Source organism: Pseudoxanthomonas sp. 97-1-1 (assembly GCF_057773125.1).
This window is the reverse complement of the sequence record NZ_JBYMTJ010000004.1, coordinates 124,221-148,522: the sequence shown is the minus strand read 5'-3', so window position 1 is coordinate 148,522 and position 24,302 is coordinate 124,221. Positions and strand designations below refer to the sequence as shown.

General features: G+C 67.1%; 21 protein-coding genes. 12 read left to right on the top strand and 9 right to left on the bottom strand.

Annotated elements, in window-relative coordinates:
• Window position 1: 1 nt before the first annotated feature.
• A complete protein-coding gene (folK, locus tag AC3DET_RS15945) occupies window positions 2-493 on the top strand; it encodes a 2-amino-4-hydroxy-6-hydroxymethyldihydropteridine diphosphokinase (protein WP_488392249.1) in 492 nt (163 codons plus the stop codon).
• Window positions 490-1,014 carry a hypothetical protein gene (locus AC3DET_RS15940; RefSeq protein WP_488392248.1) on the top strand — a complete coding sequence of 175 codons (525 nt, stop codon included), beginning with the start codon at window positions 490-492 and terminating at the stop codon, window positions 1,012-1,014. Before folK ends, AC3DET_RS15940 begins: the two co-directional genes overlap by 4 nt.
• Here the strand turns inward: AC3DET_RS15940 and AC3DET_RS15935 are convergent.
• Window positions 955-1,695, bottom strand: coding sequence for a pteridine reductase (locus AC3DET_RS15935; protein WP_488392247.1), 741 nt, complete (start codon window positions 1,693-1,695; stop codon window positions 955-957). The genes AC3DET_RS15940 and AC3DET_RS15935 overlap by 60 nt on opposite strands.
• 184 nt (window positions 1,696-1,879) lie before the next feature.
• Here AC3DET_RS15935 and AC3DET_RS15930 point away from each other — a divergent pair, with 184 nt between their 5' ends.
• Window positions 1,880-3,337 (top strand): circularly permuted type 2 ATP-grasp protein, encoded by a 1,458-nt coding sequence (locus AC3DET_RS15930; RefSeq protein ID WP_337732430.1) that lies wholly within the window; start codon window positions 1,880-1,882, stop codon window positions 3,335-3,337.
• Window positions 3,337-4,278 carry an alpha-E domain-containing protein gene (locus tag AC3DET_RS15925; RefSeq protein WP_337732429.1) on the top strand — a complete coding sequence of 314 codons (942 nt, stop codon included), beginning with the start codon at window positions 3,337-3,339 and terminating at the stop codon, window positions 4,276-4,278. Before AC3DET_RS15930 ends, AC3DET_RS15925 begins: the two co-directional genes overlap by 1 nt.
• 170 nt (window positions 4,279-4,448) lie before the next feature.
• Here AC3DET_RS15925 and AC3DET_RS15920 read toward each other — a convergent pair whose 3' ends face one another.
• Window positions 4,449-5,279: a proteasome-type protease gene (locus tag AC3DET_RS15920; RefSeq protein WP_488392246.1), complete on the bottom strand. Its 831-nt coding sequence runs from the start codon at window positions 5,277-5,279 to the stop codon at window positions 4,449-4,451.
• 119 nt (window positions 5,280-5,398) lie between these two features.
• Here AC3DET_RS15920 and AC3DET_RS15915 point away from each other — a divergent pair, with 119 nt between their 5' ends.
• Both AC3DET_RS15915 and AC3DET_RS15910 read left to right on the top strand, forming a co-directional pair.
• Window positions 5,399-6,583, top strand: coding sequence for a class I SAM-dependent methyltransferase (locus tag AC3DET_RS15915; RefSeq protein ID WP_488392245.1), 1,185 nt, complete (start codon window positions 5,399-5,401; stop codon window positions 6,581-6,583).
• A 59-nt stretch (window positions 6,584-6,642) separates the two neighbouring features.
• On the top strand, window positions 6,643-6,972 hold the full coding sequence (locus AC3DET_RS15910; RefSeq protein ID WP_337732540.1) for a VanZ family protein: 330 nt from the start codon (window positions 6,643-6,645) through the stop codon (window positions 6,970-6,972).
• Window positions 6,973-7,070: 98 nt separating this feature from the next.
• Here AC3DET_RS15910 and AC3DET_RS15905 read toward each other — a convergent pair whose 3' ends face one another.
• The 3 genes from AC3DET_RS15905 to AC3DET_RS15895 form a co-directional block, all read right to left on the bottom strand.
• Window positions 7,071-9,407 carry a beta-N-acetylhexosaminidase gene (locus tag AC3DET_RS15905; protein WP_488392244.1) on the bottom strand — a complete coding sequence of 779 codons (2,337 nt, stop codon included), beginning with the start codon at window positions 9,405-9,407 and terminating at the stop codon, window positions 7,071-7,073.
• A gap of 99 nt (window positions 9,408-9,506) precedes the next feature.
• Window positions 9,507-12,197, bottom strand: a complete 2,691-nt coding sequence (locus tag AC3DET_RS15900) for a TonB-dependent receptor (RefSeq protein ID WP_488392243.1) — start codon at window positions 12,195-12,197, stop codon at window positions 9,507-9,509.
• A gap of 145 nt (window positions 12,198-12,342) precedes the next feature.
• A complete protein-coding gene (locus AC3DET_RS15895; protein ID WP_488392242.1) occupies window positions 12,343-13,377 on the bottom strand; it encodes a glucokinase family protein in 1,035 nt (344 codons plus the stop codon).
• A gap of 380 nt (window positions 13,378-13,757) precedes the next feature.
• Here AC3DET_RS15895 and AC3DET_RS15890 point away from each other — a divergent pair, with 380 nt between their 5' ends.
• From AC3DET_RS15890 to AC3DET_RS15865, 6 genes are all read left to right on the top strand, one after another.
• A complete protein-coding gene (locus AC3DET_RS15890) occupies window positions 13,758-15,074 on the top strand; it encodes a sugar MFS transporter (protein ID WP_337732422.1) in 1,317 nt (438 codons plus the stop codon).
• 11 nt (window positions 15,075-15,085) lie between these two features.
• A complete protein-coding gene (locus AC3DET_RS15885; protein ID WP_488392241.1) occupies window positions 15,086-16,153 on the top strand; it encodes a LacI family DNA-binding transcriptional regulator in 1,068 nt (355 codons plus the stop codon).
• Window positions 16,150-17,187 (top strand): SIS domain-containing protein, encoded by a 1,038-nt coding sequence (locus AC3DET_RS15880; protein ID WP_488392240.1) that lies wholly within the window; start codon window positions 16,150-16,152, stop codon window positions 17,185-17,187. Before AC3DET_RS15885 ends, AC3DET_RS15880 begins: the two co-directional genes overlap by 4 nt.
• A 5-nt stretch (window positions 17,188-17,192) precedes the next feature.
• A complete protein-coding gene (nagA, locus tag AC3DET_RS15875; protein ID WP_488392239.1) occupies window positions 17,193-18,329 on the top strand; it encodes an N-acetylglucosamine-6-phosphate deacetylase in 1,137 nt (378 codons plus the stop codon).
• A gap of 10 nt (window positions 18,330-18,339) precedes the next feature.
• Window positions 18,340-19,410: an acyltransferase family protein gene (locus tag AC3DET_RS15870; RefSeq protein WP_488392238.1), complete on the top strand. Its 1,071-nt coding sequence runs from the start codon at window positions 18,340-18,342 to the stop codon at window positions 19,408-19,410.
• Between the two features lie 264 nt (window positions 19,411-19,674).
• A complete protein-coding gene (locus AC3DET_RS15865) occupies window positions 19,675-20,754 on the top strand; it encodes a PQQ-dependent sugar dehydrogenase (RefSeq protein WP_446539103.1) in 1,080 nt (359 codons plus the stop codon).
• On the opposite strand, the gene AC3DET_RS15860 is transcribed toward AC3DET_RS15865, so the two are convergent.
• Genes AC3DET_RS15860 through AC3DET_RS15845 form a run of 4 tightly spaced genes read right to left on the bottom strand, consistent with a single transcriptional unit; the run spans window position 20,755 to window position 24,170 of the window.
• Window positions 20,755-21,042 (bottom strand): lipid-A-disaccharide synthase N-terminal domain-containing protein, encoded by a 288-nt coding sequence (locus AC3DET_RS15860; protein ID WP_337732538.1) that lies wholly within the window; start codon window positions 21,040-21,042, stop codon window positions 20,755-20,757. It lies immediately after the preceding gene.
• A 47-nt stretch (window positions 21,043-21,089) separates the two neighbouring features.
• The gene (locus AC3DET_RS15855; protein WP_192199778.1) at window positions 21,090-21,824 is read right to left on the bottom strand and encodes a glycosyltransferase family 2 protein; all 735 of its coding nucleotides are present in this window, start codon (window positions 21,822-21,824) and stop codon (window positions 21,090-21,092) included.
• Window positions 21,825-21,846: 22 nt separating this feature from the next.
• The gene (locus tag AC3DET_RS15850; RefSeq protein WP_488392499.1) at window positions 21,847-23,514 is read right to left on the bottom strand and encodes a phosphoethanolamine transferase; all 1,668 of its coding nucleotides are present in this window, start codon (window positions 23,512-23,514) and stop codon (window positions 21,847-21,849) included.
• Window positions 23,511-24,170 (bottom strand): phosphatase PAP2 family protein, encoded by a 660-nt coding sequence (locus tag AC3DET_RS15845; RefSeq protein WP_488392237.1) that lies wholly within the window; start codon window positions 24,168-24,170, stop codon window positions 23,511-23,513. Before AC3DET_RS15845 ends, AC3DET_RS15850 begins: the two co-directional genes overlap by 4 nt.
• Window positions 24,171-24,302 lie beyond the last annotated feature (132 nt).

Here is a 24,302-nt window from a genome sequence, read left to right as displayed (position 1 = left end):
CATGGGAACCGCTTACCTGAGCCTGGGCAGCAACATCGAGCCCGAACGCCACCTGCGTGCCGCCGCCGCCGCGCTATGCGAACGCTTCGGCGAGGTCCGCTTCTCGTCGGTCTACCGCACGCGCTCCGTCGGTTTCGACGGCACGGATTTCCTCAACGCCGCCGCCGTGATGGAAAGCGACCTCGACCCGCTTGCGCTGAACGATTGGCTGCATGCGCTGGAGGACGCGCATGGCCGGGACCGCAGCGGACCGCGCTTCTCGGACCGCACGCTCGACATCGATATCGTCTTCTATGACGATCTGGTCCTGCAGGGGCCGGGCAACCTGCGCCTGCCGCGCGAGGAGCTGAAGCACGCCTTCGTGCTGCTGCCACTGGCCGAGATCGCGCCCGACATGATCGACCCGCGCAGTGGCCGAACGCTGGCCTCGCTGTGGCGCGCGCATCCGGACCACGGCAGTCCTCCCAGTCCTTCCCGCATGGAGTTCGCATGATCACCGCCGACTGGCTCAACGTGGTTCTGGCCGGCGTGAACATCGTGGTCACGGCCTTCATCGCACTCGCCGTACACCGGGCGAGCAAGCGGTCGGCGAGGATGGAGCACGACCGCGGCATCAAGGACGCCTGGATCAACATCGACATGGCCGCCCTGCAGGACCCCGACAACATGCGCCTGCTCGATCAGTTGATCCATGCGGACCAGCAGGGCACGGACCCGGATGCCTCCCGTCGGCGTTGGCTGGCCTATATGGTGCTCAATCCCTTGGAGGCAGCGTGGAGTGGAGCGAAGTTCGGCCACCTTCCGGATGCGGTGCTGGACAGCTCCGAGCGCACCATGCGCGGCCTGGTGCAGCACGATGATGTGTACGCGCTTATCCAGGGATTCGTGTACTCGATGGAGTTCCGTGCGCGCTGTGCAGAACTGCGCAAGGCCTGGCAGGAGGACAGTGCGCGCCTAGTCCAGCGCGCGCCCGCCGTCCACGCGGACCACCTGCCCGGTGATGTAGCTGGCTGAGTCACCCAGCAGCCACGCCACGGTGCCGGCGATGTCGTCCGGATCCCCGACGCGACCCAGCGGCGTCTGCGCCAGCAGGTTGGATTGCATCCCGGGGTCGATCCCGCCGTCGGGCCACAGGATGGCGCCCGGCGAAACCGCGTTCACCCGCACTTCCGGCGCCAGCGATACAGCCAGTCCGCGCGACACCGCCAGCAGTGCCGCCTTGGATGCGGCGTACACCGCCAGGTCGGCACGCGGCTTGTCGGCATAGATGTCGGCGATGTTGACGATCGCCCCGCGTGCGGCGCGCAGGTGCGGCGCCGCCGCCTGCGACAGGAAGAACGGCGCGCGTGCATTGACCGCGAACAGCTCTTCCCACTGCGCCGGCGTGGCGCTGCCGGCCGGCGTGGGATAGAACGCCGACGCGTTGTTGACCAGCGCGTCCAGGCGACCGTAATGGCCCACGGTCCTCGCCACCAGTTCGGGCAGGCGATCGAAGGCGGTCAGCTCGGCCTGCAGCTTCAGCGTGCTGCCGGCGCGTGCGGTTTCCAGTTCGGCGATCAGGGCCTGCATGTCGCTGGCCGAGGCGCGATAGTGCAGGGCCAGATCCCAGCCATCGGCGTGCAACCGGCGCGCGATCGCCGCTCCCACGCGGCGGGCGGCACCGGTGACCAGGACGACGCGGCGTGAGGTGGGCATGGCGGACTCCGGTGCGGGGACGGACATTCTCCCTGCTTTGCACCGGAATGGCGCAACGCGACGCCTGCGGATGTGAGTCGAATCCACCCTGCTGCGGAAGCTTGACGACGTGCACGGTTAGCGTGCATGTTGCGACGCATCACCCTTCGCCGGATGCGCCGGCCAGGGACAACGGAAAGGGCGAATGGACTGGGCGAAGTACCGCACCACGACCTTTGACGAACTCATCCAGGCCGATGGACGGCCGCGTCCGGCCGCACGCCGGCTGGTGGAGTACCTGGCGGGCCTGTCCGGCCGCGAGCTGGCCGAACGCCAACTCGCCGCCGACGTGGTGGCACGCGTGCAGGGCATCACCTTCACCGTGTACTCGGATGGCCGCAACGTCGACCGCACGCTGCCTTTCGACCTGATCCCGCGCATCATTCCGCTCAGCGAGTGGCAACGCACCGAGGCCGGCCTGAAGCAGCGCATGCGCGCGCTGAACCTCTTCATCGGCGACATCTACGGCAAGCAGCAGATCGTCAAGGACAAGGTGTTCCCGGCGATGCTGCTGAAGGACTCGGTGAACTTCCGCGAGCAGTGCGTCGGCGTCACCCCGCCGCTGGGTGTATGGGCGCACATCTGCGGTTCGGACCTGGTGCGCGACGGTGATGGCACGCTGTATGCGCTGGAGGACAACCTGCGCATCCCCTCGGGCGTCAGTTACATGCTGGAAAACCGCATGGTGGCCAAGCGGGTGTTCCCGGAGCTGTTCGAGACCAGTTCGATCCTGCCGGTGGACGAGTATCCCAGCCAGCTTTACGACACCCTGGCCGCGCTGTCGCCACGCCCCGGCAACACCCCCGTCATCGCGCTGCTGACACCGGGCGTGTTCAACAGTGCGTACTTCGAGCACGCGTACCTGGCGCAGGCCATGGGCATCGAGCTGGTCGAAGGCAGCGATCTGTTCGTCGCCGACGACGACTGCACCTACATGCGGACCGTGTACGGTCCGCAACGCGTGGACGTGATCTATCGCCGGGTCGATGACCTGTTCATCGATCCGGACGTATTCCATCCCGAGTCCGTGCTCGGCGTGCCGGGACTGATCCGCAGCTGGCGCGCGGGCAAGGTGGCGCTGGCGAACGCGCCCGGCGCGGGCGTGGCCGACGACAAGGTGGTCTTCGCCTACGTGCCGAAGATGATCAAGTACTACCTCGACGAGGACCCCATCCTCCCCAATGTGCCCAGCTACCTTTGCCACAACGCGAAGGAACGCAAGTACGTGCTGGAGAACATCGAGAAGCTGGTGGTGAAGCCGGCGAACGAATCCGGCGGTTACGGCATGCTGATCGGCCCGCGCTCGACCAAGCGCCAGCGCGAGAAGTTCAAGGCGCTGATCGAGGCGAATCCGCGCAACTACATGGCGCAGCCCACGCTGGCGCTGTCCACCGCGCCCATCGTGACCAAGCAGGGACCATCACCCCGCCACATCGACCTGCGGCCCTTCGTCCTGTCGCGCGAGGACACCTACGTCACCACGGGTGGCCTGACCCGCGTGGCGATGGTGAAGGGCTCGCTGGTGGTCAATTCATCGCAGGGCGGCGGCGCGAAGGACACCTGGGTGGTCGATCTGTCCGACCATGACGAGGAGGCTGCCTGATGCTGTCGCGCGTCGCCGACAACCTGTTCTGGTTCAGCCGCTATGTGCGGCGGGCGGAGAACACCGCGCGCCTGGTAGGCGTGGGCAGTCAGCTGCAACTGGACATGCCGCGCTCCGTCCGTTTCGCGTGGCGGCCGATGATCGACACCGTCGGCGCCGGGCCGTACTTCGAGGAATGCCATCCCGGTGCCGGCCATGGTGCCGCCGACGTGGACGTGATCCATTTCCTGCTGCTGGACGAGCGCAATCCGTCTTCGCTGCGCACGTCGGTGGATTCGGCGCGCGAGATCCTGCGCAGCATCCGCGACAGCCTGCCGCAGGACGTGTGGGAAGCCATCAACGACCTGCACCTGTACATCGGTGCGCACGGCGAGCGCAGCCTGAGCCGGCGTTACCGCATCGAGTTCCTCAATCGCATCATCGATGGCTGCCTGAAGGTATCGGGCCTGCTCAGCGCCAACGTAAGCCGCGACATCGGCTACCAGTTCCTGCGCCTGGGCACGGCACTGGAACAGGCCGACATGACCACCCGCATCATCGATGCCGGCGCGTCGGGGCTGGTGACGCCGCGCAACGAGGATGACCGCGAGGCCTTCCAGAACATGCAGTGGATGAGCGTGCTGCGCTCGCTGGCCGGCTACCAGATGTTCCGTCGCCACGTGCGCCAGCGCGTCACCGCCGAACTGGCGCTGCGCTTCCTGCTGCAGAACAACGAGTTCCCGCGCAGCGTGCAGTTCTGCCTGACGCGCGCGCAGAGCGTGTTGCCTACGATGCCTCCACGCCCCGGCGTGGACCGTCATCTCAACCGCCTGATCGGCATGACCCGCAATGCCGATCCGGTGTCACTCGCGGCACGCAATCCCGCGCCCTTCATGGACCAGATCCAGGTCCACCTGAGTTCGCTGCATTCGGCCATCGCCGAGGGCTATTTCCACGGGTGAGGACGCGGCTTTCTGTAGGAGCGACGCAAGTCGCGACCGCACGGCCGATGCTTTCGCCCACGTTTGGATCATGCGCAGAAGCCTGTCGTCCCGCGCTCTCGCTTGGTCGCGGTGCCGGGACGATTGGGCGTGCGGTCGCGACTTGCGTCGCTCCTACAGAGGCCTGAGGTCTATTGCTGCCCTTGCGCGTCGCCGGGATCCTGCCGAGAGGGTGCGCGCCGCGGCGGCATCGTTGGCAATGGGCCGGCGGGTGCTTCGCGTTCCTGCTGCGGCTCCCAGGGAAACCGCGGCAGGCTGTGCACTGCGGCTTCCAGCTTGCGCGACCACGTGTCGTGGATCTCGGCGTACAACGGCGTGTCGGCTTCCAGCCGCACCTTCTGGCTGATCTTCAGGTCGCCCGTACGCAGCAACGCCATGTCCACCGGCATGCCGACCGACAGGTTGGAGCGTATCGTGGAATCCAGCGAAACCAGTGCGCAGCGCGCCGCATCTTCCAGCGAGGTCTCGGGCCGGATGATGCGGTCGAGGATGGGTTTACCGTACTTGGATTCGCCGATCTGCAGGTACGGCGTTTCCGGTGACGTGGCGATGCAGTTGCCCAATGGGTAGACCATGTACAGGCCGGGCCGCTCTCCGGCGATCTGGCCACCGAGGATCAGCGTGGACTGCACGTTGACGCCGCTCTGCTGGGCATCGTCGATCACCCGCGCCTGGCTGGTGACCAGCGTCTCGCCCACGTACTCGGCCACCTCGTACAGGTGCGAGAACGTGCGCAGGCTGCGCGGCGCATGCGGATCATCCACGTCGCGCTGCAGCTTGGACAGGGTGAGCTGGGTGGTGGCCAGGTTGCCGGCCGACATGATGACGAACACGCGCTCGCCCGGCCATTCGAACACGTGCAGCTTGCGGTACACACGCACATCGTCGAACGAAGCGCTGGTGCGGGTATCCGCGGCGAAGACCAGGCCTTCGTTGACTTCGATGCCGACGCAATAGGTCATGGCGTGTCCGTTGCTGCTGTGCACCACGATTCTATGCGTGGCCCCGGGGGTTGGCTAGGGCCGCCGTGCCAATGTGAATCGGCCCGTACAATGACGTGGTTTCCCGTTTCAGGTGCGCCATGCAGGCTGATCTACCCCTACCCGACGATGTGGCACAGGCGCACAGCGAACGCCTGGCCGTACTGATCCGCGCCGAGATCGCCGCCGGGGGCGGCAGCATGCCGTTTTCGCGGTTCATGGAGCGCAGCCTCTACGCGCCCGGGCTGGGCTACTACAGCGCGGGGAGCACCAAGTTCGGCGAGGCGGGTGACTTCACGACGTCGCCGGAGTTGGGGCCACTGTTCGCCAGCTGCGTGGCGCAGGCGGTAGCGCCGGTGTTGCAGCAGCTGGGCCCGGAGGCCGAATTCGTGGAGATCGGCGGCGGCAGCGGCGCTTTCGCGGAGATCATGCTGAAACGCTTGCTGGCGCTGGATGCCCTGCCTGCACGGTACGCGATCCTCGAACCCAGTGCCGACCTGCGCCAGCGCCAGCGCGAGCGCCTGGAAGCGCGACTGATTCCGCCGGTCTTCGATCTGGTCGAATGGCTCGATGGCCCGCCGTCCGACGCCTGGAATGGCGTCCTGTTCGCCAACGAAGTGATCGATGCCCTGCCGACGCCGCGCTTCACGCTGCGCGATGGCGAAGTGTTCGAGGAAGGCGTGGCGCTGGACGGCGAAGGTCGCTTCGTCCGCACCGACCGGCCGGCCGACGCTTTGCTCGCCGCCGCCGTGCGCCATGTCGAGCGCTATCTCGAGCAGCCGTTCCCGGACGGCTACCGCTCGGAACTGCTGCCGCAACTGCCGTACTGGATACAGGCGGTGATGGGGGGCCTGGATCGCGGTGCCATGCTCTTCGCCGATTACGGCTACACGCGGCGCGAGTTCTACCAGCCTGACCGGGACGACGGCACGCTGCGTGCGTATTACCGCCATCGGGTGCACAACGATCCCTACCTGTGGCCGGGTCTGCAGGACATCACCGCGTCGGTGGATTTCACCGCGCTGGCGGAAGCCGGCACGCAGGCGGGCTTCGACATGGCGGGTTACACCACGCAGGCCAACTTCCTGCTGGGCAACGGCCTGCAGGAACGGTTGGCCGAAGCCGAAGCGCGCGCGGACGAAACCACGTTGTTGCGCCTGCGCAACGAGGCCAAGCGGCTGACCTTGCCCAGCGAGATGGGGGAACGATTCCAGGTGATGGGTTTTTCGCGCGACGTGGAGTTCGGCGTGGCGTTCCTGTTCAACGACCTGAGCTGGCGCCTGTGAGCGGGACATTCGCGCTCAAGCCGTTCCGTCGTCCGCGGCTGTGGCTGCCGCTGTGGTTGATGGCGGTCACGGCCGTGGTCGTGTTGTCGCTGGTGAATCTGAGTGGATTGCCGCCGGTGCCGGCAGGTGGCGACAAGGTCGAGCACTTCCTGGCGTACGCACTGCTTTCCGCGGCGGCCGTGCAGCTGTTCGCCAAGCGCCGTGCCTGCCTGCTTGTGGCACTGCTGCTGGTCGCGCTGGGCATCGGCCTGGAGTTCGCGCAGGGAATGCTGACCAGTACGCGCATGGCCGATCCGCGTGATGCAGTGGCGAACACGCTGGGCGTGCTGGCCGGCCTGGCGACGATGACCACCCCGCTGCGCGACCTGCTGCTGCGCCTGCGCGGATGATGGTAGGAGGGGCTTCAGCCCCGATGCTTTTCGTCAAATCGATGGGATATCGACCGAAGAGCATCGGGGCTGAAGCCACTCCTACAGGATCCTGATGGTTACTGGGGCTGCAGCGTGATCCGGTCCAGCACCCACATTTGCGGGCGTGTGTCGCCGGTGAAGCGCACGCACAGGTCCTGCCTGCCGGTCGTACCGGCCGGAAGCGGCGCCTCCAGGTCGAGGAAACCATCGGCGTTGGGCGCGGCCGGCAACGCCACCGTCGCCAGCGTGCGGCCCTTGCAGCCGCCGCCCAGGATCTCAAGTTCGCCCAGCGGCGACTTCGCCGGCTCGAACGTGCGGTGCGGTTCGTCGTGGGCCAGCTGGAAGTAGTACGGGATTCTGCCCGCGCGCACCTTGATCGACGCGATGCCGTCGAGATCGGCCTGGTTCCACTGCCAGCAGGGATAGAAGATCGTGGCGTTGAAGATCGCGCGCTCGCCATCGGCCGGGCCATCGTCTTCCAGTCGCAGCAGCAGGCGTCCGGCGTCCGGACAAACGGCCATCGCTTCGTCGGTGCGCGACAGCAGCGAGGCGGGCGTCAGTTCGAACGTGGACGCAGGTGCCAGCGCACGGCCGTCGGCGAATGCTGCGGCGCGCACGGTGGCGGGGAGCTTCACGTCCAACGGCGTCGTGAAGGCCGGTGACGTCGCCTTCGGTTCGCTGCCGTCCGTGGTGTAGCGCACGGCATAGCCCAGCGGGTTCGACAACGTGATCTTCGCCGTGCCGGCCTTGCGATCGTCCTCGGTCGCGATCATGGCTTCGAACGGCGTCTTCGCGTAGCCCAGGCCGATGGCGTCGTAGCGCTTCAGCTGCGCCGGCAGGCGGGCGGTGAAGTTGGCGAAGTCCTTCTTCGCCGCCGGTGTCCAGCCGGTTTCCGCCACGGCGGCCAGGCGCGGGAACGCGTTGTGCTGCAGGCGGGCGAAGGTGCGCGTGTGTTCGGTCCACAGATTGGCCTGGATGCCGAGGATATGGTGGTGCTGGCTCTCTTCCAGTTCCGCCGGAACCGGATCGAAGCCGTAGACATCCTGCAGCGTAATCAGTGCGGGACGACCCGGCGGCTCGTTCGGCGAGGCGGTCTGCAGGTAGTCGAGGTACGTCTTGTTGGAAGGCGACATCACCACGTCATGGCCCTGGCGCGCGGCCTGCAGGCCGCCTTCGATGCCGCGCCACGACATCACCGTCGCCTCGGCGGGAAGCTTGGCTTCCAGAATCTCGTCCCAGCCGATCAGGCGCTTGCCGTGCGTGGCGAGATACTTCTCAAGGCGTCCGACCAGGTAACCCTGCAGGTCCATCTCGGTCTTCGCGCCCACCTCGCGCATGCGCGCCTGCTCGCGCGCGGAGGCTTCCCACTGGTCCTTCACCGCTTCGTCGCCGCCGATGTGCACGTAGGTGCCGGGGAACAGCGTGACCACTTCGCCCAGCACGTTCTCGAGGAAGGTGATGGTGCCTTCTTCGACGTTGACCAGGTTCGGGAACACGCCCCATTCGTTCGACGGCACCAGCGGCGTGTCGATCGAACCCAGCTCGGGATACGCGGCAATGGCGGCTGTTGCATGGCCCGGCACGTTGATCTCCGGCACCACGGTGATGTGGCGCTCGGCGGCGTACTTCACCACGTCGCGGATCTGGTCCTGCGTGTAGAAGCCGCAGTAGGGACGCGGCTCGCCCGTCTTCGGGTCCTTGCCGCCATCACCGGCGGGGATGCGGCAACCACCGATCCCGGTGAGCTTCGGGTACTGCTTGATCTCGATGCGCCAGCCCTGGTCGTCGGTCAGGTGCCAATGCAGCGTGTTGAGCTTGTGCAGGGCCATCGCGTCGATGACCTTCTTGACCTCGTCCGCGCTCTGGAAGTGGCGCGCCGGGTCCAGCATGAAGCCGCGCCAGCCGAAGCGGGGCGCGTCCTCGATTTGCAGCACCGGGAGGGTGACGCCGCCCTTGTCGCCCTGGGTGGCGAGCTGCCACAGCGTCACGGCACCGTAGAACAGGCCGCGCTCATCGCGCGCCTTCACGGTGACGCCGTCGGGCGTGACGTCGAGCGAGTAGGCTTCCGGGTTCTGCTTGTCCGCACCGGCCGACTCCAGCACAAAGCGGATCACGCCCTTGCCCTCGTCCTGCGTGGTGGCCAGTGCAGGCCCCCCCGCGGACTGCAGGTAGGCCGCGAACTGCTGTGCCACGCGCGTTGCGGCCTCGCCGCTGGCGGCCAGGCGCGTGTCCGCAGTGATGGCAAAGGCGCCTTCGCCCGTTTGCAGTGCGGCAGGCGCCGGAATAAGCGACGGCGTGATCGGCGTGGACGCCGCCACGCCGCCATCGTCGCTCGTCTTCGGCGTGCAGCCGGCGAGAGCCAACAGGGTGAAGGCCATTCCGGCCAGGGCGCGATGGGCGATGGGTCGTTTCATCGGTGTCCTCGGTAGCGATGGGCACAGCATGCCCAAAAAAAAGCGGGCCAGGACGCATCCGGGCCCGCAGAGGGAGAGTGTTCCCTTACATCGTTACGATCAGAACTTGAAGCGGAAGTTCAGGTAGTACTGGCGGCCGTTGCTGTAGAAGGCGTGCGGCAGGTAACCCGGAACAGCGTCGTTCTCCGTGTAGTACTTCAGCTTCGGATCGTTGAGGTTCAGGCCGTCCAGGCTGATCGTCAGCCAGTCGGTGGCCTTGAAGCCCAGCGAAGCCGACACCGTGGCGAAGTCGTCCTGGTAGAAGTTGTCGGTGCGGCTGACACCAGCGTAGAACGAGCTGCGGTAGCTGTAGTTGACGCGGGCGTTGAAACGATCGTTCTCGTACCAGGCCGACAGGTTGTAGGTGTTCTCGGACGTGCCGTTCAGCGGCTTGCCGCCATCGGCGTCACCATCCACGTAGGTGTAGTTGGCGTTGAAACCGAAGTTCTCGCCGATCGGCTGCTCGTAGGTCAGCTCCACGCCGCGGGCCTTGCCGTTCGAGTTGACCGGGATCGACACCAGGTAGTCGCTGTAGACGTCGGTACCGGCGGCCTGGCTGGCCTGCTGGTCCTTGTACTGCACGACGACGTTGTCGAAATCGACATAGCCGTCCATGTCCATCGAGAACACGCTGGCGGCCAACAGTGCACGTGGTGCGAAGTACCATTCCAGCGAGGCATCGAAGTTGGTCGAGACGAGCGGATCGAGGTTCGGGTTGCCGCCGCTGCCTTCGTGCGTCAGGTCGTTGAGCGTCAGCGAACCGGCCAGCGCCGAGAAATCCGGGCGGGTCATGGTCTTGCTGCCCGAGACGCGCGCCACCAGGCTGTCGGTCAGTTCGAACTTGAAGTTCACGCTGGGAAGCAGTTCGTTGTAGTCGTTGTTGACCACGACCGGCAGGTAGTCGCCGAATGCGGAGCCCACGATCGCCCCGGGAATGCCGGAGTTTGGCGCGAGCGCCTGGTTGTAATGCACGTCCGTCTGCGTCCGCACGTAGCGTAGGCCGGCGTTGCCGCTCCAGCGGTCGCCCCGGAAGTTCAGCTGCGCATACACGGCATTGATGTCTTCCTCCACGCCGTAGACGTCGGAGAAGTAGAAGCGTTCGGGATTGTTCCGGTTGGCGAAGTCGGCGTTGATCTGCGCCAGCTGCCCGGGCGTGTAGTACCAGATGCCCGAGGGCACGTTGCCACCCACGCCGAAATCGCTCGGGTATGCGCCGCCGGCCGCCGGATAGGCGGTGATGTCGGTCCAGTTGCTGGCCCAGTTCGGTCCCTGCGCGAGCGAGAAATCATTGCTGCGTTCGTGCGTGGCGTAGCGGTAGCCGAAGTCCAGCGAGGACAGCACGCCGTCGTCGAAGAAGAACTGGCCGTCCGCCGAAGCCCAGTCTTCCTTGTCCAGCACATCGATGCCCTGCGCGCCGAAGATCCAGCCGTTCTGCGGCAGGTGGTTGGCGGCGGTATTGGTGCCACCCAGCGACCAGTCGATCGGGTTTCCCACGCCGTTCATGTTCCAGCTCGCGCCGGCGTTGCCGGCGATGCCGGTTTCCAGCACGTCCTGCGTGGGGCTGCTGCCGTTGCCCTTTGTGGAACCGAGCTGGAACACGAACTTCAGTGCGTCGCTGGCATTCCATTCGGCATCGAGCGCGATGTACTTGGAGGTCGAGACCGCGCCTGGGCGGGAGATCATGTCGTACACGCCGTAAGGAACGGCAGGCGTGTTTGTGCTGGGAGCGTAGGTGGCGCTGGTAAGCACGCCGTTCTCGACTGTGTAGCTGGTGGGCGTATTCGAATTGACGAACTGGCTCGCCCACATCATGTAGTTGCGGTTGTAGTTGTCCGCCTTCAGGCGCGAGTAGAACGCGTTGACGTTCAGGGTCAGGTTATCGGTAACCTTGGCTTCGATGTTGGCCACGCCGCCCTGACGCTTGCGCACCTGTTCGAACAGCGCCGCGCCGATCAGGTTGGGGTAGAGCACGCCATTGAGCTCGGGATTGGCCGACGTGATGGTGCCATAGCCGCCCACCACTTCCTGGCCGTCGCGGCGCAGGCTGCGCTCCTCGTTGAAGACCTGCACCAGGAAGCCGGCGGTGCCTTCGTCGTTGCGCCAGTTCAGCAGTGCGTCGAGCTGCGGCTTGGTGTCGCCCGGCAAGTCGGAATGCACCGCGCCGATGGAGCCCTGGATGGTGAGCGGCTCGGCGAACTGCAGCGGACGGCGGGTGATGATGTTCACCGAGCCGGCCGTGCCGCCTTCCACGAGCTTCGCTTCGGAGGTCTTGTGCACGACCACGCGGTCCACGATCTCGGACGGATACAGCGAGTAGCTCACGCTGCGGCCGACGTTGCCTACCTGGCTGAGCACGAACCAGTCGCCCGTGCCGATGGTGTGGCCGTTGACCAGCGTCTGGGTCAGGCTGGGGTTGGTGCCGCGCAGGCTGACGCGGTCGGCTTCGTCGAAACCGCCTTCGCTGGCGCTGGACGACGCGATGTTGACGCCGGGCAGCTGGCGCAGCGTGTCGGCCACGTTCTTGGCCGGCAGCTTGCCGATGTCTTCGGCGGTGACGACTTCGACGTGCGTGGCGGCGTCACGCTTGGCATCGAGGGCCTTCTCGATGCTGCCGCGGATGCCTGTGACGACGACCGTGTCGAGGTCGGTCGCCGTCGTGTCGGCCGGTGCGGCGTCCTGCGCATGGACTTGCATCGAGAACGCGAGCCCGGCGGCGATCGAGGCCGAAAGGATCGAGGTGCGGTACTTCATGATGTCTCTCCCATCATTGTTTTAGAGTTCCGGCAGCCATCGCTCGCGCTGTTCCGCCGTGCTTGGTACTTCGATGTCGCCTGGCGTTGCACGTATCCCCTGCACCCCGCCCCTTCAGTTTCGCGCCTGTGCCGGCGCTTCCCTTTCAATCGTCCCGGTGTTGCTCCAGGTACCACTTGGCGGCACCCACCACCCCCAACTGCCCGTGCTCCACCAGCTTCACGGGGATGCGTTCAAGCGCTTCGCGCATCGATCCCTTGTTGAGGAACCGCGGCGCGAAACTGCTTTGAATCAGGAAATCGCGGATCTTCGGCAGGATGCCGCCGGCGAGGTACACGCCACCCTGCACGCCGTACAGCAGCGCCATGTCGCCGACCACGCTGCCCAGCAGGCCGCAGAACACGTCGAGGCTTTCGCGCGCCATCGGGTCCTCGCCGGACAGGGCGGCGGCGGTGATGTCGCCGGGGCGCGCATACGCTGAAGGCGCGGCCCCGCGCACCGCGCACAGCGCGGCGTGCAGGTTCATCAGGCCGGGACCGGAGAGGGCCTGTTCGACCGGCACGTGGGTGCGGGTCTTCAGCATCTCGGCCAACAGGGCCATTTCGAGTGTGTTGCCGGCGGTCAGCGCGGCCTGGCCGGCTTCGGTGGCCAGGACCACGGCACGCTTGCCGGCGGGAATCCAGACCGCCGCCCCCAGGCCGGTGCCCGGGCCGAGGATCAACGTGGGTCCCCGCGCCGGCGCGATGGCGGGACCGGCCAGTTGCAGGACCTCGCTGGCGTCCATCTGTGCCGCGGCGTGCGCCACGGCTTCGAAATCGTTGACCAGGCGGACGTCGTCGAAGCCCAGCTGCGCGCGCAGTTCGACTGGCGACAGTCGCCACGGCAGGTTGTTGGTGATGACGGTGCCGTCTTCCAGCGCGTAGCCGGCACTGGCGATCACCGCGCGGTTCACCCCGGCCGGAGCCAGGCGGGCGAGGAAGTCGCCGACGATGTCACCCAGGCTCGCGTATTCGGCGCAGGCGTACTTGCGGTACTCGAGCACACTGACCGGCGCGCCAGGATCGCCGCTGCCGCGGACCAGGCCGATGCGTACATGCGTGCCACCGACGTCCGCCGCGATGAAGGCGTCTTCCGCCCTGCGGATGGCATCTGCCGGTACTGGATTTGCAATGGCGACCACACGTCTCCCCACATGTTCGCGGCCGGGACTCCCGCATCCCGATATGGCCCGAGTGTGGAAAGTGTTTGACAACGTTGTCAAGACTCTGTCATCAAATAGGCGTCTGGCGGCCAGTTGGGTGTAGCGAAACGGGAACAATTGGCGTATTCAGCATTTGATTATCCGCATATTTGCGGTTAATCATTGAAAAGGAAGGTCAATTTTCTTCAAGTCTCGCAGGACTTCATGCTGCAGTGCACGAAGGCTTGGCGCTCACACAAGGGGTTGCGCTGTCGCCGCAACTGCCCATACGGTCGCTCTTTGATGGATTCTTTGACAACGTTGTTTCCGGTCGCGGGTTTGTTGCGGACCCGCTCATCGGCCAGCACGAGGGGACTCTCATGACCATCGCATCCGGCTCCAACCCGCTTCGCTCGCTGGCCATCGTCGGCCTGCTGTTCTTCATCATCGGGTTCTTCACCTGGATCAACGGACCGCTGATCACCTTCGTGCAGCTCGCGTTCGACCTGGACGAGGTGAATGCCTTCCTCGTGCTGATGGTGTTCTACCTGTCGTACTTCTTCCTCGCCCTCCCGGCGGCGGCATTGCTCAAGCGCACCGGCATGAAGAAGGGGCTGGCGATCAGCCTGTTCGTGATGGCAGTGGGTGCCGCGATGTTCGGCGAGTTCTCCACCCAGCGCTGGTACCCGGGCGCGCTGTCCGGCCTGTTCGTGATCGGCGGCGGATTGGCGTTGCTGCAGACGGCGGTGAACCCGTACGTCAGCATCCTCGGCCCCATCGAGAGCGCGGCCCGGCGCATCGCGCTGATGGGCATCTGCAACAAGATCGCCGGCATGCTGGCGCCCATCGTGATCGGCACGCTGGTGCTGCATGGGGTGGGCGACCTCGCTGCACAGGTCGAGGCCGCCGACGCGGCCGGCAAGGCGGTACTGCTGGATGCATTCGCCGCGAAGATCCATCTGCCGTACCTGGTGATGGCCGGCATCCTGGTGGTGGTCGCCATCGGCATCCTGTTCTCGCCGCTGCCGGAGGTGAAGCCTTCCGACGCCAACGCCGCGCCCGTGGCGGATGCCGCCAATGGCGAACGCGGCCTGGCGCAGTTCCCGCACCTGTGGCTGGGCGTGTTGTGCCTGTTCCTCTACGTGGGCGTGGAGGTGTTGGCGGGCGATGCGATCGGCACGTACGGCCGCGGCTTCGGCCTGCCGCTCGACCAGACCAAGCTGTTCACGACCTACACGCTGTTCGCGATGCTGGCCGGTTACCTCGTCGGCCTGGCCGCGATCCCGCGCTTCGTGTCGCAGGAACGCTACCTGGCCATCTCCGCAACGCTGGGCGTGCTGTTCGCGCTTGGTGCGTTGCTGACCCATGGCTATGTGTCGGTGGGTTTCGTCGCGGCGCTGGGCTTCGCCAACGCGATGATGTGGCCGGCGATCTTCCCGTTGGCGATCAAGGGCCTCGGCCGGCATACCGAGACCGGATCGGCCCTGCTGATCATGGGTATCGCCGGTGGCGCCATCCTGCCGCAGGCGTTCGCGGTGCTGAAGCAGCACTACGACTTCCAGGCGGTGTTCGCGGGGCTGGCCGTGCCTGGGTACCTGTACATCCTGTACTACGCACTGGCCGGTCACCGGGTGGGCCGGTCGCGGCCGGCGACGGACGTGCCGGAACGCGGCATCATGGCGGACTCGCCTCCATGACGGAAACGCCCATGCGCCGACCCACCATCAAGGACGTCGCCGAACGCGCGAAGGTCTCGCTGAAGACCGTGTCCCGGGTCATCAACAACGAACCGTCGGTGCTGCAGGGCACCCGCGCGCGCGTGCTGCACGCGATCGCAGAACTGGACTACGAGCCGGACCAGTCCGCGCGCAACCTGCGCAGCGGCACGCCGTTCGTGATCGGGCTGGTGTACGACAACCCCAACCCGTACCACATCATCGGCGTGCAGAACGGCGTGCTGGCCGCGTGCAAGGAAACCGGCTTCGGCCTGCAGATCCATCCGGTCGATTCCACCTCGCCGTTGCTTGCGGAGGAACTGGTCGAGTTCGTGCAGCGTTCGCGCCTGGCCGGGCTGGTGCTGACCGCACCGATGTCCGAGCGCGCCGACCTGGTGACGGCGCTCGCCGCGCGCGGGGTGAAGCTGGTGCGCATCATCGCCGCCACCGAAGATCCGGACGATGGCCTGCCCTGCGTCTACGTGGATGATCGCGACGCCGCGTACGAGATCACCGAACACCTGATCCAGCTCGGCCACCAGCGCATCGGTTTCCTCTGGGGCGGCCTGGCGCACCGGTCGAGTACGGAGCGCTATGCCGGCTACGAGAAGGCGCTGAAGGATTACGGCATCCAGCTCGACAAACACCTGGTGGTACCGGGCGACTACACGTTCGACGACGGCTTCCGGGGTGCACGCCGGTTGCTGGCGCTGCGCGAGCCCCCCACGGCGATCTTCGGTTCCAACGACGAGATCGCGGCCGGCGTGCTGGCCGCCGCCAAGTCCACCGGCATGAACGTGCCTTACGACCTGTCCATCGCCGGTTTCGAAGACAGCCCGTTCTCCAAGCAGTCGTGGCCGCCGCTGACCACCGCCAAGCAGGCCACGCAGGACATCGCGAAACAGGCCGCACGCCTGCTGATCGCCGGCCTGCGCCAGGACGCTTACGACGACAATCCCTCGCCCGTGCACAACCAGGGCTTCGTGCCGCAACTGGTGGTGCGTGGCTCCACCGCGCCGGTCAGGCCGCGCGCGGACCGACCTGACCCGACATCCCCATGACCGACACCTCGTTGCCCGCACCCTCCGATACGCTGATGCACCAGGAGGCGGCCCAGACCGCCGGCATCGTCGCCGACCAGTACGCCCGCAACGCCGCCACGGTGAAGGCGCTGGCCGACGACCTGCGCCGCAATCCGCCGCCCTTCGTGGTCACCTGCGCGCGCGGCAGTTCGGATCATGCGGCCACCTATGCGAAGTACCTGTTCGAAACGCAGCTGGGCGTGGTGACCGCATCTGCCTCGCCGTCGGTGGGTTCGGTCTACGAAGCGAAGCAGCGGCTCGACGGCGCGCTGTACGTGGTGATCTCGCAATCGGGCAAGAGCCCGGATCTGCTGCGCAACGCGGCCTCGGCGAAGGAAGCGGGCGCGCGCGTGGTGGCGCTGGTCAACGTGGAGGATTCCCCGCTGGCGCAACTCGCCGACACCGTGCTGCCTCTGCGCGCGGGGCCCGAGCGCAGCGTGGCGGCGACCAAGAGCTATCTCGGTTCGCTCGCGGCCATCCTGCAGCTGGCCGCGTACTGGAAGGACGAAGCGCCGTTGCATGCGGCGACGGAGGCGCTGCCGGAGGCGTTGCGGCGCGCGTGGCAGGCGGACTGGTCGCCGTTGGCGGAGGGGCTGGTGGGGGCACACAACCTGTTCGTGCTCGGCCGCGGATTGGGCCTGGCCGCCGCGCAGGAAGCCGCGCTGAAGTTCAAGGAGACCTGCGGACTGCATGCGGAAGCCTACAGTTCGGCCGAGGTGAAGCACGGGCCGATGGCGCTGGTGGGGCCGGGTTTCCCGGTGCTCTGTTTCGCACAGCCCGATGAAACCGAGGCCGGCACGCTGGCGCTGGCGCAGGAATTCCGCGGCCGCGGCGCACAGGTGTGGGTGGCGTCGCGGCAGGGCGATCTGCCGCTGGTCGAAGCACCGCATCCGGCCTGCGCGCCGCTGCTGACCATCCAGAGCTTCTATCGCGCGATCAATGCACTGGCGTTGCGTCGCGGCCACAATCCCGATGTGCCGCCGCATCTCAACAAGGTCACTGAAACGGTATGAATGCGATGAGTCCTGCCACCGCCCTGTGCCACGCGCGCGTGCTTACGCCCGACGGCGTCATCGATGGCCTGGCGGTGCTGATGCAGGATGGTCGCATCGCCGACCTCGTCGCCAATGACGCGGTGCCGGCGGAAGCGAAGCGGGTCGATCTGGGGGGTGCACTGCTGGCGCCCGGCTTCATCGATGCGCAGGTCAATGGCGGTGGCGGCACGCTGTTCAACAACGACACCAGCGTCGAGGCGATACGCACCATCGCCGAGGCGCACCGCCGTTTCGGCACCACCGGGCTGTTGCCCACGCTGATCAGCGACGACGCCGAGGTGATGGCGCGCGCCATCGCCGCCACGCGTGACGCCATTGCGCAACAGGTGCCGGGCATCCTCGGCATCCATCTGGAAGGACCGTACATCGCGCCGGCGCGCAAGGGCACGCACGATGCCGGCAAGTTCCGCGTACCGGGCGAAGACGAGGTCGCGATGGCCACCTCGCTGGCCAATGGCGTCACCTTGCTGACGCTGGCACCGGAGCAGGTGCCTGCGGACACCATCCGCGCGATGGTGGCGCGCGGTGCCATCGTGGTGGCCGGGCACACCGCCGCCACGTACGAACAGGTCCGCACCGGCATCGATGCCGGCATATCCGGGTTCACCCACCTCTACAACGCGATGTCGCCCCTGCAGGGCCGCGAGCCCGGTGCGGTCGGTGCCGCCCTCGAAGACGACGGCTGCTGGTGCGGGGTGATCGTCGATGGCGTGCACGTGCATCCGGCCAGCCTGCGCGTGGCGCTGGCGGCCAAGCCGCGCGGCAAGGTGTTCCTGGTCACCGACGCGATGCCACCGGTCGGTGCGGATGATCCCTCCTACGTGTTGTACGGCGAAACCATCACCGCCATCGACGGCGTGGTGCGCAACGCCGCGGGCGCGCTGGCGGGCTCGGCGCTGGACATGATCACGGCAGTGCGAAACAGCGTGCATCTGCTGGGCCTGCCGCTGGAAGAGGCGCTGCGGATGGCGTCGACCTATCCGGCCGAATTCCTTGGTCTGGGCGCCACGCACGGTCGCATCGCGCCGGGATACCAGGCCGATCTGGTCGCGCTGGACGCCGGGTTGCAGGTGGTGGGGACGTGGATCGGCGGGAAGTGAAGCGGTACGCATGAGCGTCGCCTCTGCCCGGTTCGTCTCCGTCGACGCACTGCGTGGGTTGACCGTCGCCGCGATGCTGCTGGTCAACACGCCGGGCGACTGGTCGCATGTGTATGCGCCCTTGCTGCATGCCGAATGGCATGGCGTCACGCCGACCGACCTGGTGTTCCCGTTCTTCCTCTTCATCGTCGGCGTGTCGATCGCGCTGGGTGTCGTACCGCGCATGGAGGCCGGCGTGGAGCGCAAGGGGCTGGTGCGTGCCGTGCTGTGGCGGGCGACGAAGATCATCGCGCTGGGGATGGCCCTGCACCTGCTCGCATTCTGGTGGCTGGATCGTCCGCAGTTCCGTCCGTGGGGCGTGCTGCAGCGGATCGGGCTCTGTTTCGCGGCCGGGGGGATGATCGCGCTGTACCTGAAACCGCGCCTGCAATGGACGGTGGTCGTGACCACGCTGCTCGGTTACTGGGCGCTGCTGGCGCCGTGGGGCTACGCGCCCTTCGAGCATCTTCCCGCCCGGGTGGACACCGCGCTGTCCGGACACTGGCTGTACCAGTGGGACCCGGCGACGGGGCGCGGGCAGGATCCCGAAGGATTGCTCAGCACATTGCCCGCCATCGCCACCACGCTGCTCGGAGTGCGTGCGGGCGAGGTGTTGCGTGCGGGCGCGGTGAAGCCACTTGCGGTCGCGGGCGTGCTCGCGGTCGCGCTCGGCCTGGGCTGGGCGCCGTTGTTTCCGTTGAACAAAGCGCTCTGGACATCGTCCTACGTGCTGTTCACCGCCGGCTGCGCGACGCTGGCGCTGGCGGCGTGCCATCTGCTGGTGGATCGGCATGGCTGGCCGGCGCTGGGTCGTCGCTTCGGCATCAATGCCATTGCCGCGTACGTCGGTGCGGCGGTCATGACCTACGTATTGCTCGGCATGGGCTGGATGGGGCCGATCTACCAGATCGGCTTCGCCGGATGGATGACGCCGCGATTCGGTCCTTGCGTGCCGTCGCTGGCGTTCGCGCTGGCCTTCGTCGGCGTGTGGTGGCTGGTCGTGCGCCTGATGGACCGCCAGGGCTGGTACCTGAAGGTCTGAAGCACAGGAACCATCACGCTTTTCTTCACCGCGCGGGAGTACAACGGCAGCCAGTCACCCGCCGGATGCGCCCGCATGAGGATGTCGTTGCTGCTCGCCTGTTGCCTGAGCCTGCCCGCATGCCAGCGGGCCACGGTGGACGACCAGGGCGTGAAGGTCGTGGTGGCCTCGCGGACGGGCTCCGCGACATCCGGACCGGCCGCTGGCATTGCGCCGGTGGCGTCGCCGGCACCCGATGCCTCCGCATCGGGAACCGGCCGCACCATGGCGGGCCTGTCGCGGGCGCGGGCGGTGCCGGACCCGCCCTTCACCAGCACGCCGGTGGCCACGTTCAACGAGCCCTGGGCGATGACGTTCCTGCCCGATGGCCGCCTGCTGGTGACGGAGAAATCCGGCAGGCTGCGACTGGCCAATGTCGCCACGGGCCAGGTCGGCGAGATCATCGGCGTGCCCACCGTCGCGTACGGGGGACAGGGCGGATTCGGTGACGTGCTGCCGCATCCGCGTTTCGCCGACAACCGGCTGGTCTACCTCAGCTATGCCGAAGCCGGTAGCGGCGGCACGCGCGGCGCCGCGGTGGCGCGTGCGACGCTGGTGCTGGATGCCAGCGGCAACGGCGGCAGCCTGTCCAACCTGCAGGTGGTGTGGCGGCAGTTGCCGAAGGTCAGCGGCGATGCCCACTACGGGCATCGGCTGGCGTTCGGTGCGGATGGCAAGCTGTGGATCACCTCCAGCGACCGCCAGGCGATGGCGCCTGCGCAGGACCTGCAGTCGTCGCTCGGAAAGCTGATCCGCCTCAACGACGATGGCAGCGTGCCACCGGACAATCCGTTCGCCGCGCAGGGCGGCATCGCCGCGCAGGTGTGGACGCTCGGGCATCGCAACCTGCTAGGCATCGCCTTCGACGGCAGTGGCCGTTTGTGGACCCACGAGATGGGTCCGGCGGGCGGCGACGAACTCAACCTGATCGAGCGCGGCAGCAACTACGGTTGGCCGGTGGTCTCCAATGGCGACCATTACGGCGGCACGCCGATTCCCGATCACCCGACACGCCCGGAGTTCAACGCGCCGGAAGCGTGGTGGACACCGGTGATCGCGCCGGCAGGCTTCGTCATCTACTCGGGCAATCTGTTCCCGTGGTACCGCGGGAAGGGCTTCATTGGCGGGCTCGCCTCGCAGGCGTTGATCGAGATCGAGTTCGATGGCACGCAGGCACGCGAGGCGCGTCGCTATCCGATGGGCCGCCGCATCCGCGAGGTCGAACAAGGACCGGAGGGCGCGCTGTGGCTGCTGGAAGACGGCAGTGGTGGCCGCCTGTTGAAGCTGACGCCCAATCGCAGCTGATCAGGGCGTGCTTCCCAGCGCCCGCTGCTGGCGCTGGTGATGGATGTCCAGGTAGAGGCTGTAGGCGGCGGTGAAGGCCGGCAGCAGGTTCTGCAGCACGCCTACCGCATCCTGCTTGGACGAGAACAGGAAATAGCTCAGCGCCATCAGGCTGCCGCACAGGCTCATGTACCAGAACAGGCGCGGAATCACCGGGCGGCGCGCGCGCCGCGATGCGACGAACTGGACCAGCCAGCGCGCGCCGAACAGGGCGGCGCCGGTCAGGCCGATCAGCTTCCACGGCGTCATGTGCAGGCCGGTCCAACCCAGCCAGACGATTTCCTGGTCCAGGATGTTCACGATTTGCGCCCTGCATGGATCTCGCTGACGGCGGTCACGTGGCTGCGATGGATCAGCCACGACACGCCCATCAGATCGCGAATGCCGACCAGTGCGCGGCCCAGGTTGGTGTACTTCGATTGGCCGGACCCGCGTGGCCGGTGCGACACCGGCACGCTGACCGTCAGCCAGCCGGCACGCTGCATGAGCGCGGGCAGGTAACGGTGCATGTGGTCGAAATAGGGAAGCTCGAGGAACGCCGCACGCTCGAACAGCTTGATGCCGCAGCCGGTGTCGGGCGTGTCGTCATGCAGGAGCCACTGGCGGATGCGGTTGGCCCAGCGCGATGCCCAGCGCTTGCTGCTGGTGTCCTTGCGATCCACCCGCCAACCCGCGTAGAGCCGGGTCTGCGGATTGCCCGCCTCGCGTGCCGCCAGCAGCTTGAGGATGTCGCCGGGATCGTTCTGGCCGTCACCGTCGAGGGTGACGATCCATGGCGACAGCGCATGCTTCACGCCGGTGCGGACGGCGGCGCTCTGGCCGCTGCGCCGGTGATGCACCACCACGCGCAACTCCGGCACCTCGGCCTTCAGCGCCGCGAGCACGTCGCGGGTGTCGTCTTCGGACTGGTCATCCACGCAGACGATGTCGAACACGATGCGGCCACGGAGGTGCTGGACCACTTCGCGCACCAGCGGCCCGATGTTGCCGGCCTCGTTGAAAACAGGAATGACGACGGAAAGACTTGTCATGGCAGTGCTCGTCTCGACCATGTCAGCGTGCGCTCCTGCAGGTCAGGAAAATGTCGTAGTCCGGCTGATACAGCGATGTCTTCACGTCGGTGAGTCCCAGTACGGTGTGGAAAAGCTGGTCATGGCTGGCCTGCCTGCCCGCGCGGTCGCGCAGGCACTGCGGATCCAGGTGCGTGGATTGCCGCCACGAGGGCGAGAACCACGCGACCATCGGCACGTCGAGTTGCTCGCGTGGCGCGATGGCGTAGGGCATGCCGTGCAGGTAGAGGCCTTTCTCGCCCAGCGATTCGCCGTGGTCGGAGACATAGAGCAGGGCCGTGTCGTAGCCCGGGAGCGTCGACAGGCGATCGATCGCGCCCGCCAGCACGTGGTCCGTGTAGGCGAGTGCGTTGTCGTATGCATTGACGATCTGCGCGCGGCTGCAGCGCCCCAGGTCCGAGGTCTCGCAGACAGGCGTGAAGCGACGGAAAGCAGGCGGGTAGCGCTCGAAGTAGGTCGGGCCGTGGTTGCCCAGCATGTGCAGCACGATCACCTGGTCGCCCTTGTTGCGCGCGACGGCTTCTTCCAGCCCTTCAAGCAGGATGCCGTCGAAGCAGCGCGCCCCGTTGCAGAGTGCGGGGTCCTTGCGTGCATGCAGGTCTTCGACCGGCAGGCCCGTGCAGACGCCTTTGCAACCGGACTGGTTGTCGCGCCACAACGTGGCCACGCCCGCGCGTTGCAGGACGTGCAGCAACGACTGGTGGCTGCGGATCGCTTTTTCGTCGTAGTTTTCGCGTCCCCACGGCGAGAACATGCAGGGCAGCGAGACTTCGGTGCTGCTTCCGCACGCACTGACGTGCGGGAAGTTGAGCACGCCGCGTGCGGCCAGTTCCGGCGTGGTCTGGCGCGCGTAACCGTTGAGGCCCCAGTTGGCGGCACGCGCGGTCTCGCCCACCACCAGCACCAGCAGGCGCGGTCGCCGCATCGTGGCGGCAGGCGACTGCACGGCGTCCTCGCCGATGGGAAGTTGGGCATGGGTGCGGCCGGGCGGGTCTTCGCTGACCACCTTCGCTAGCGACACGAGCACGTTGGCGGGCGTGACGAGGTAACGCACTTCGCGCTGGTTGCGCAGGAAGGCGGTAAGCGGCTGCAGGGAAGGCAGCACGCCGACCAGCCCGACCACGACCATGCCGAGGAGGAAGACGCTGCGCGCCAGCACTGCGCGTGCAACGCCGCGCGGCCGCAGGCGCACGCGCCACACCACGAACAGCGGCGGCACCGCCGCCAGCAATGGCAGCAGCGCATCCGGGCCGGCGAGGTCGGCGGCTTCGCGCCAGTCGGTATGCAGGACGTTGCGGACCATGTCGGCGTCGATGTAGATGCCGTACGCGGCCATGTAGTGGCCGGCCAGCGCCGCGACCACCACCAGCAATGACAGCACCACGCGCGCGGTACGGCGCCAGACCAGCAGCGACAGCCAGATCCCGTGCACCGCGGTGATCAGCAGGAACAACGACAGTGTCCAGGTTCCCTGTGCCCATGGCTGCGGGGACGCTGCCCGCCAGAAGACCGCGTTCGCGAACAGGCTGAAGTAAAGGCAGGCCGCCAGGATCAGTGTTTCCGTGCCCACCAGCGGGCGGACCGCCAGCGCGGCACGCAGCCGTTGCCAGCGAGAGGGAACGCCTGCGTGATCGAGCACCGAAACGCTCATGCGCATGCCTCTGTCGTCACCTGGCCGCGTCGCGCGCCGACTCCCTCGACGGCGCAGGCGATGGTCCAGCACACCGCCAGGCTGGCGACGTCATGCGACAGGAAGTGCGCACCGCGCAGCTGCTGCGCCAGGCCGAAGACGCCCCCCGCCAGCAGCCCGACCGCGAGCCCTGCAAGCCGCCACCGGGGCGCGACGTGCAGGAAGAAAAAGTACGACGCCACCCAGGCGTAGCCGCTGGCGGCGTGCGCGGCAGGAAAGCAGGCGGCGGGGCCCAACGAAGCCGGGCGCGGTGCCAGCAGCGGCACGTAGGCACGCTGGCCACCGAATCCCGACAGATCCCATGGGCAATCCACCTGCGTGACCGCCTTCAACAGGGCCACGCATGCGGTGGACGCGAGCAGCGCCAGCAGCAGGCGGGCGGCAGGACGCGTCCATGGGGCCGATGCAGGCTTCGCCCAGTGCACCAGGGTGGCGGCCAGCAGGCCAAGCCAGGCCAGCAGGCTCGCGGTGCGGCCGCCGCGATGCAGGACGGTTTCCAGCAACACGCTGCGCTTGAGCGACCACGCATCGCCTTCCCAGTGGAACAGCCAGCCCGCCCAGGGCAGGTCGATGCGGCATGCCAGCTGCCATGCGATCAGCAGCAGGGGAATGGACACCAACGCGAGGCGCGGTCCGGGACCTGTCGTCGGAGCGGAGGACGGGAGCGACGGAACGGGCATGCGGATGCGGATGCAGGAAGGTGCACGCATGCTCGTGGCCGCGATGTCGTAGCGCAGTCGGACAGCCGT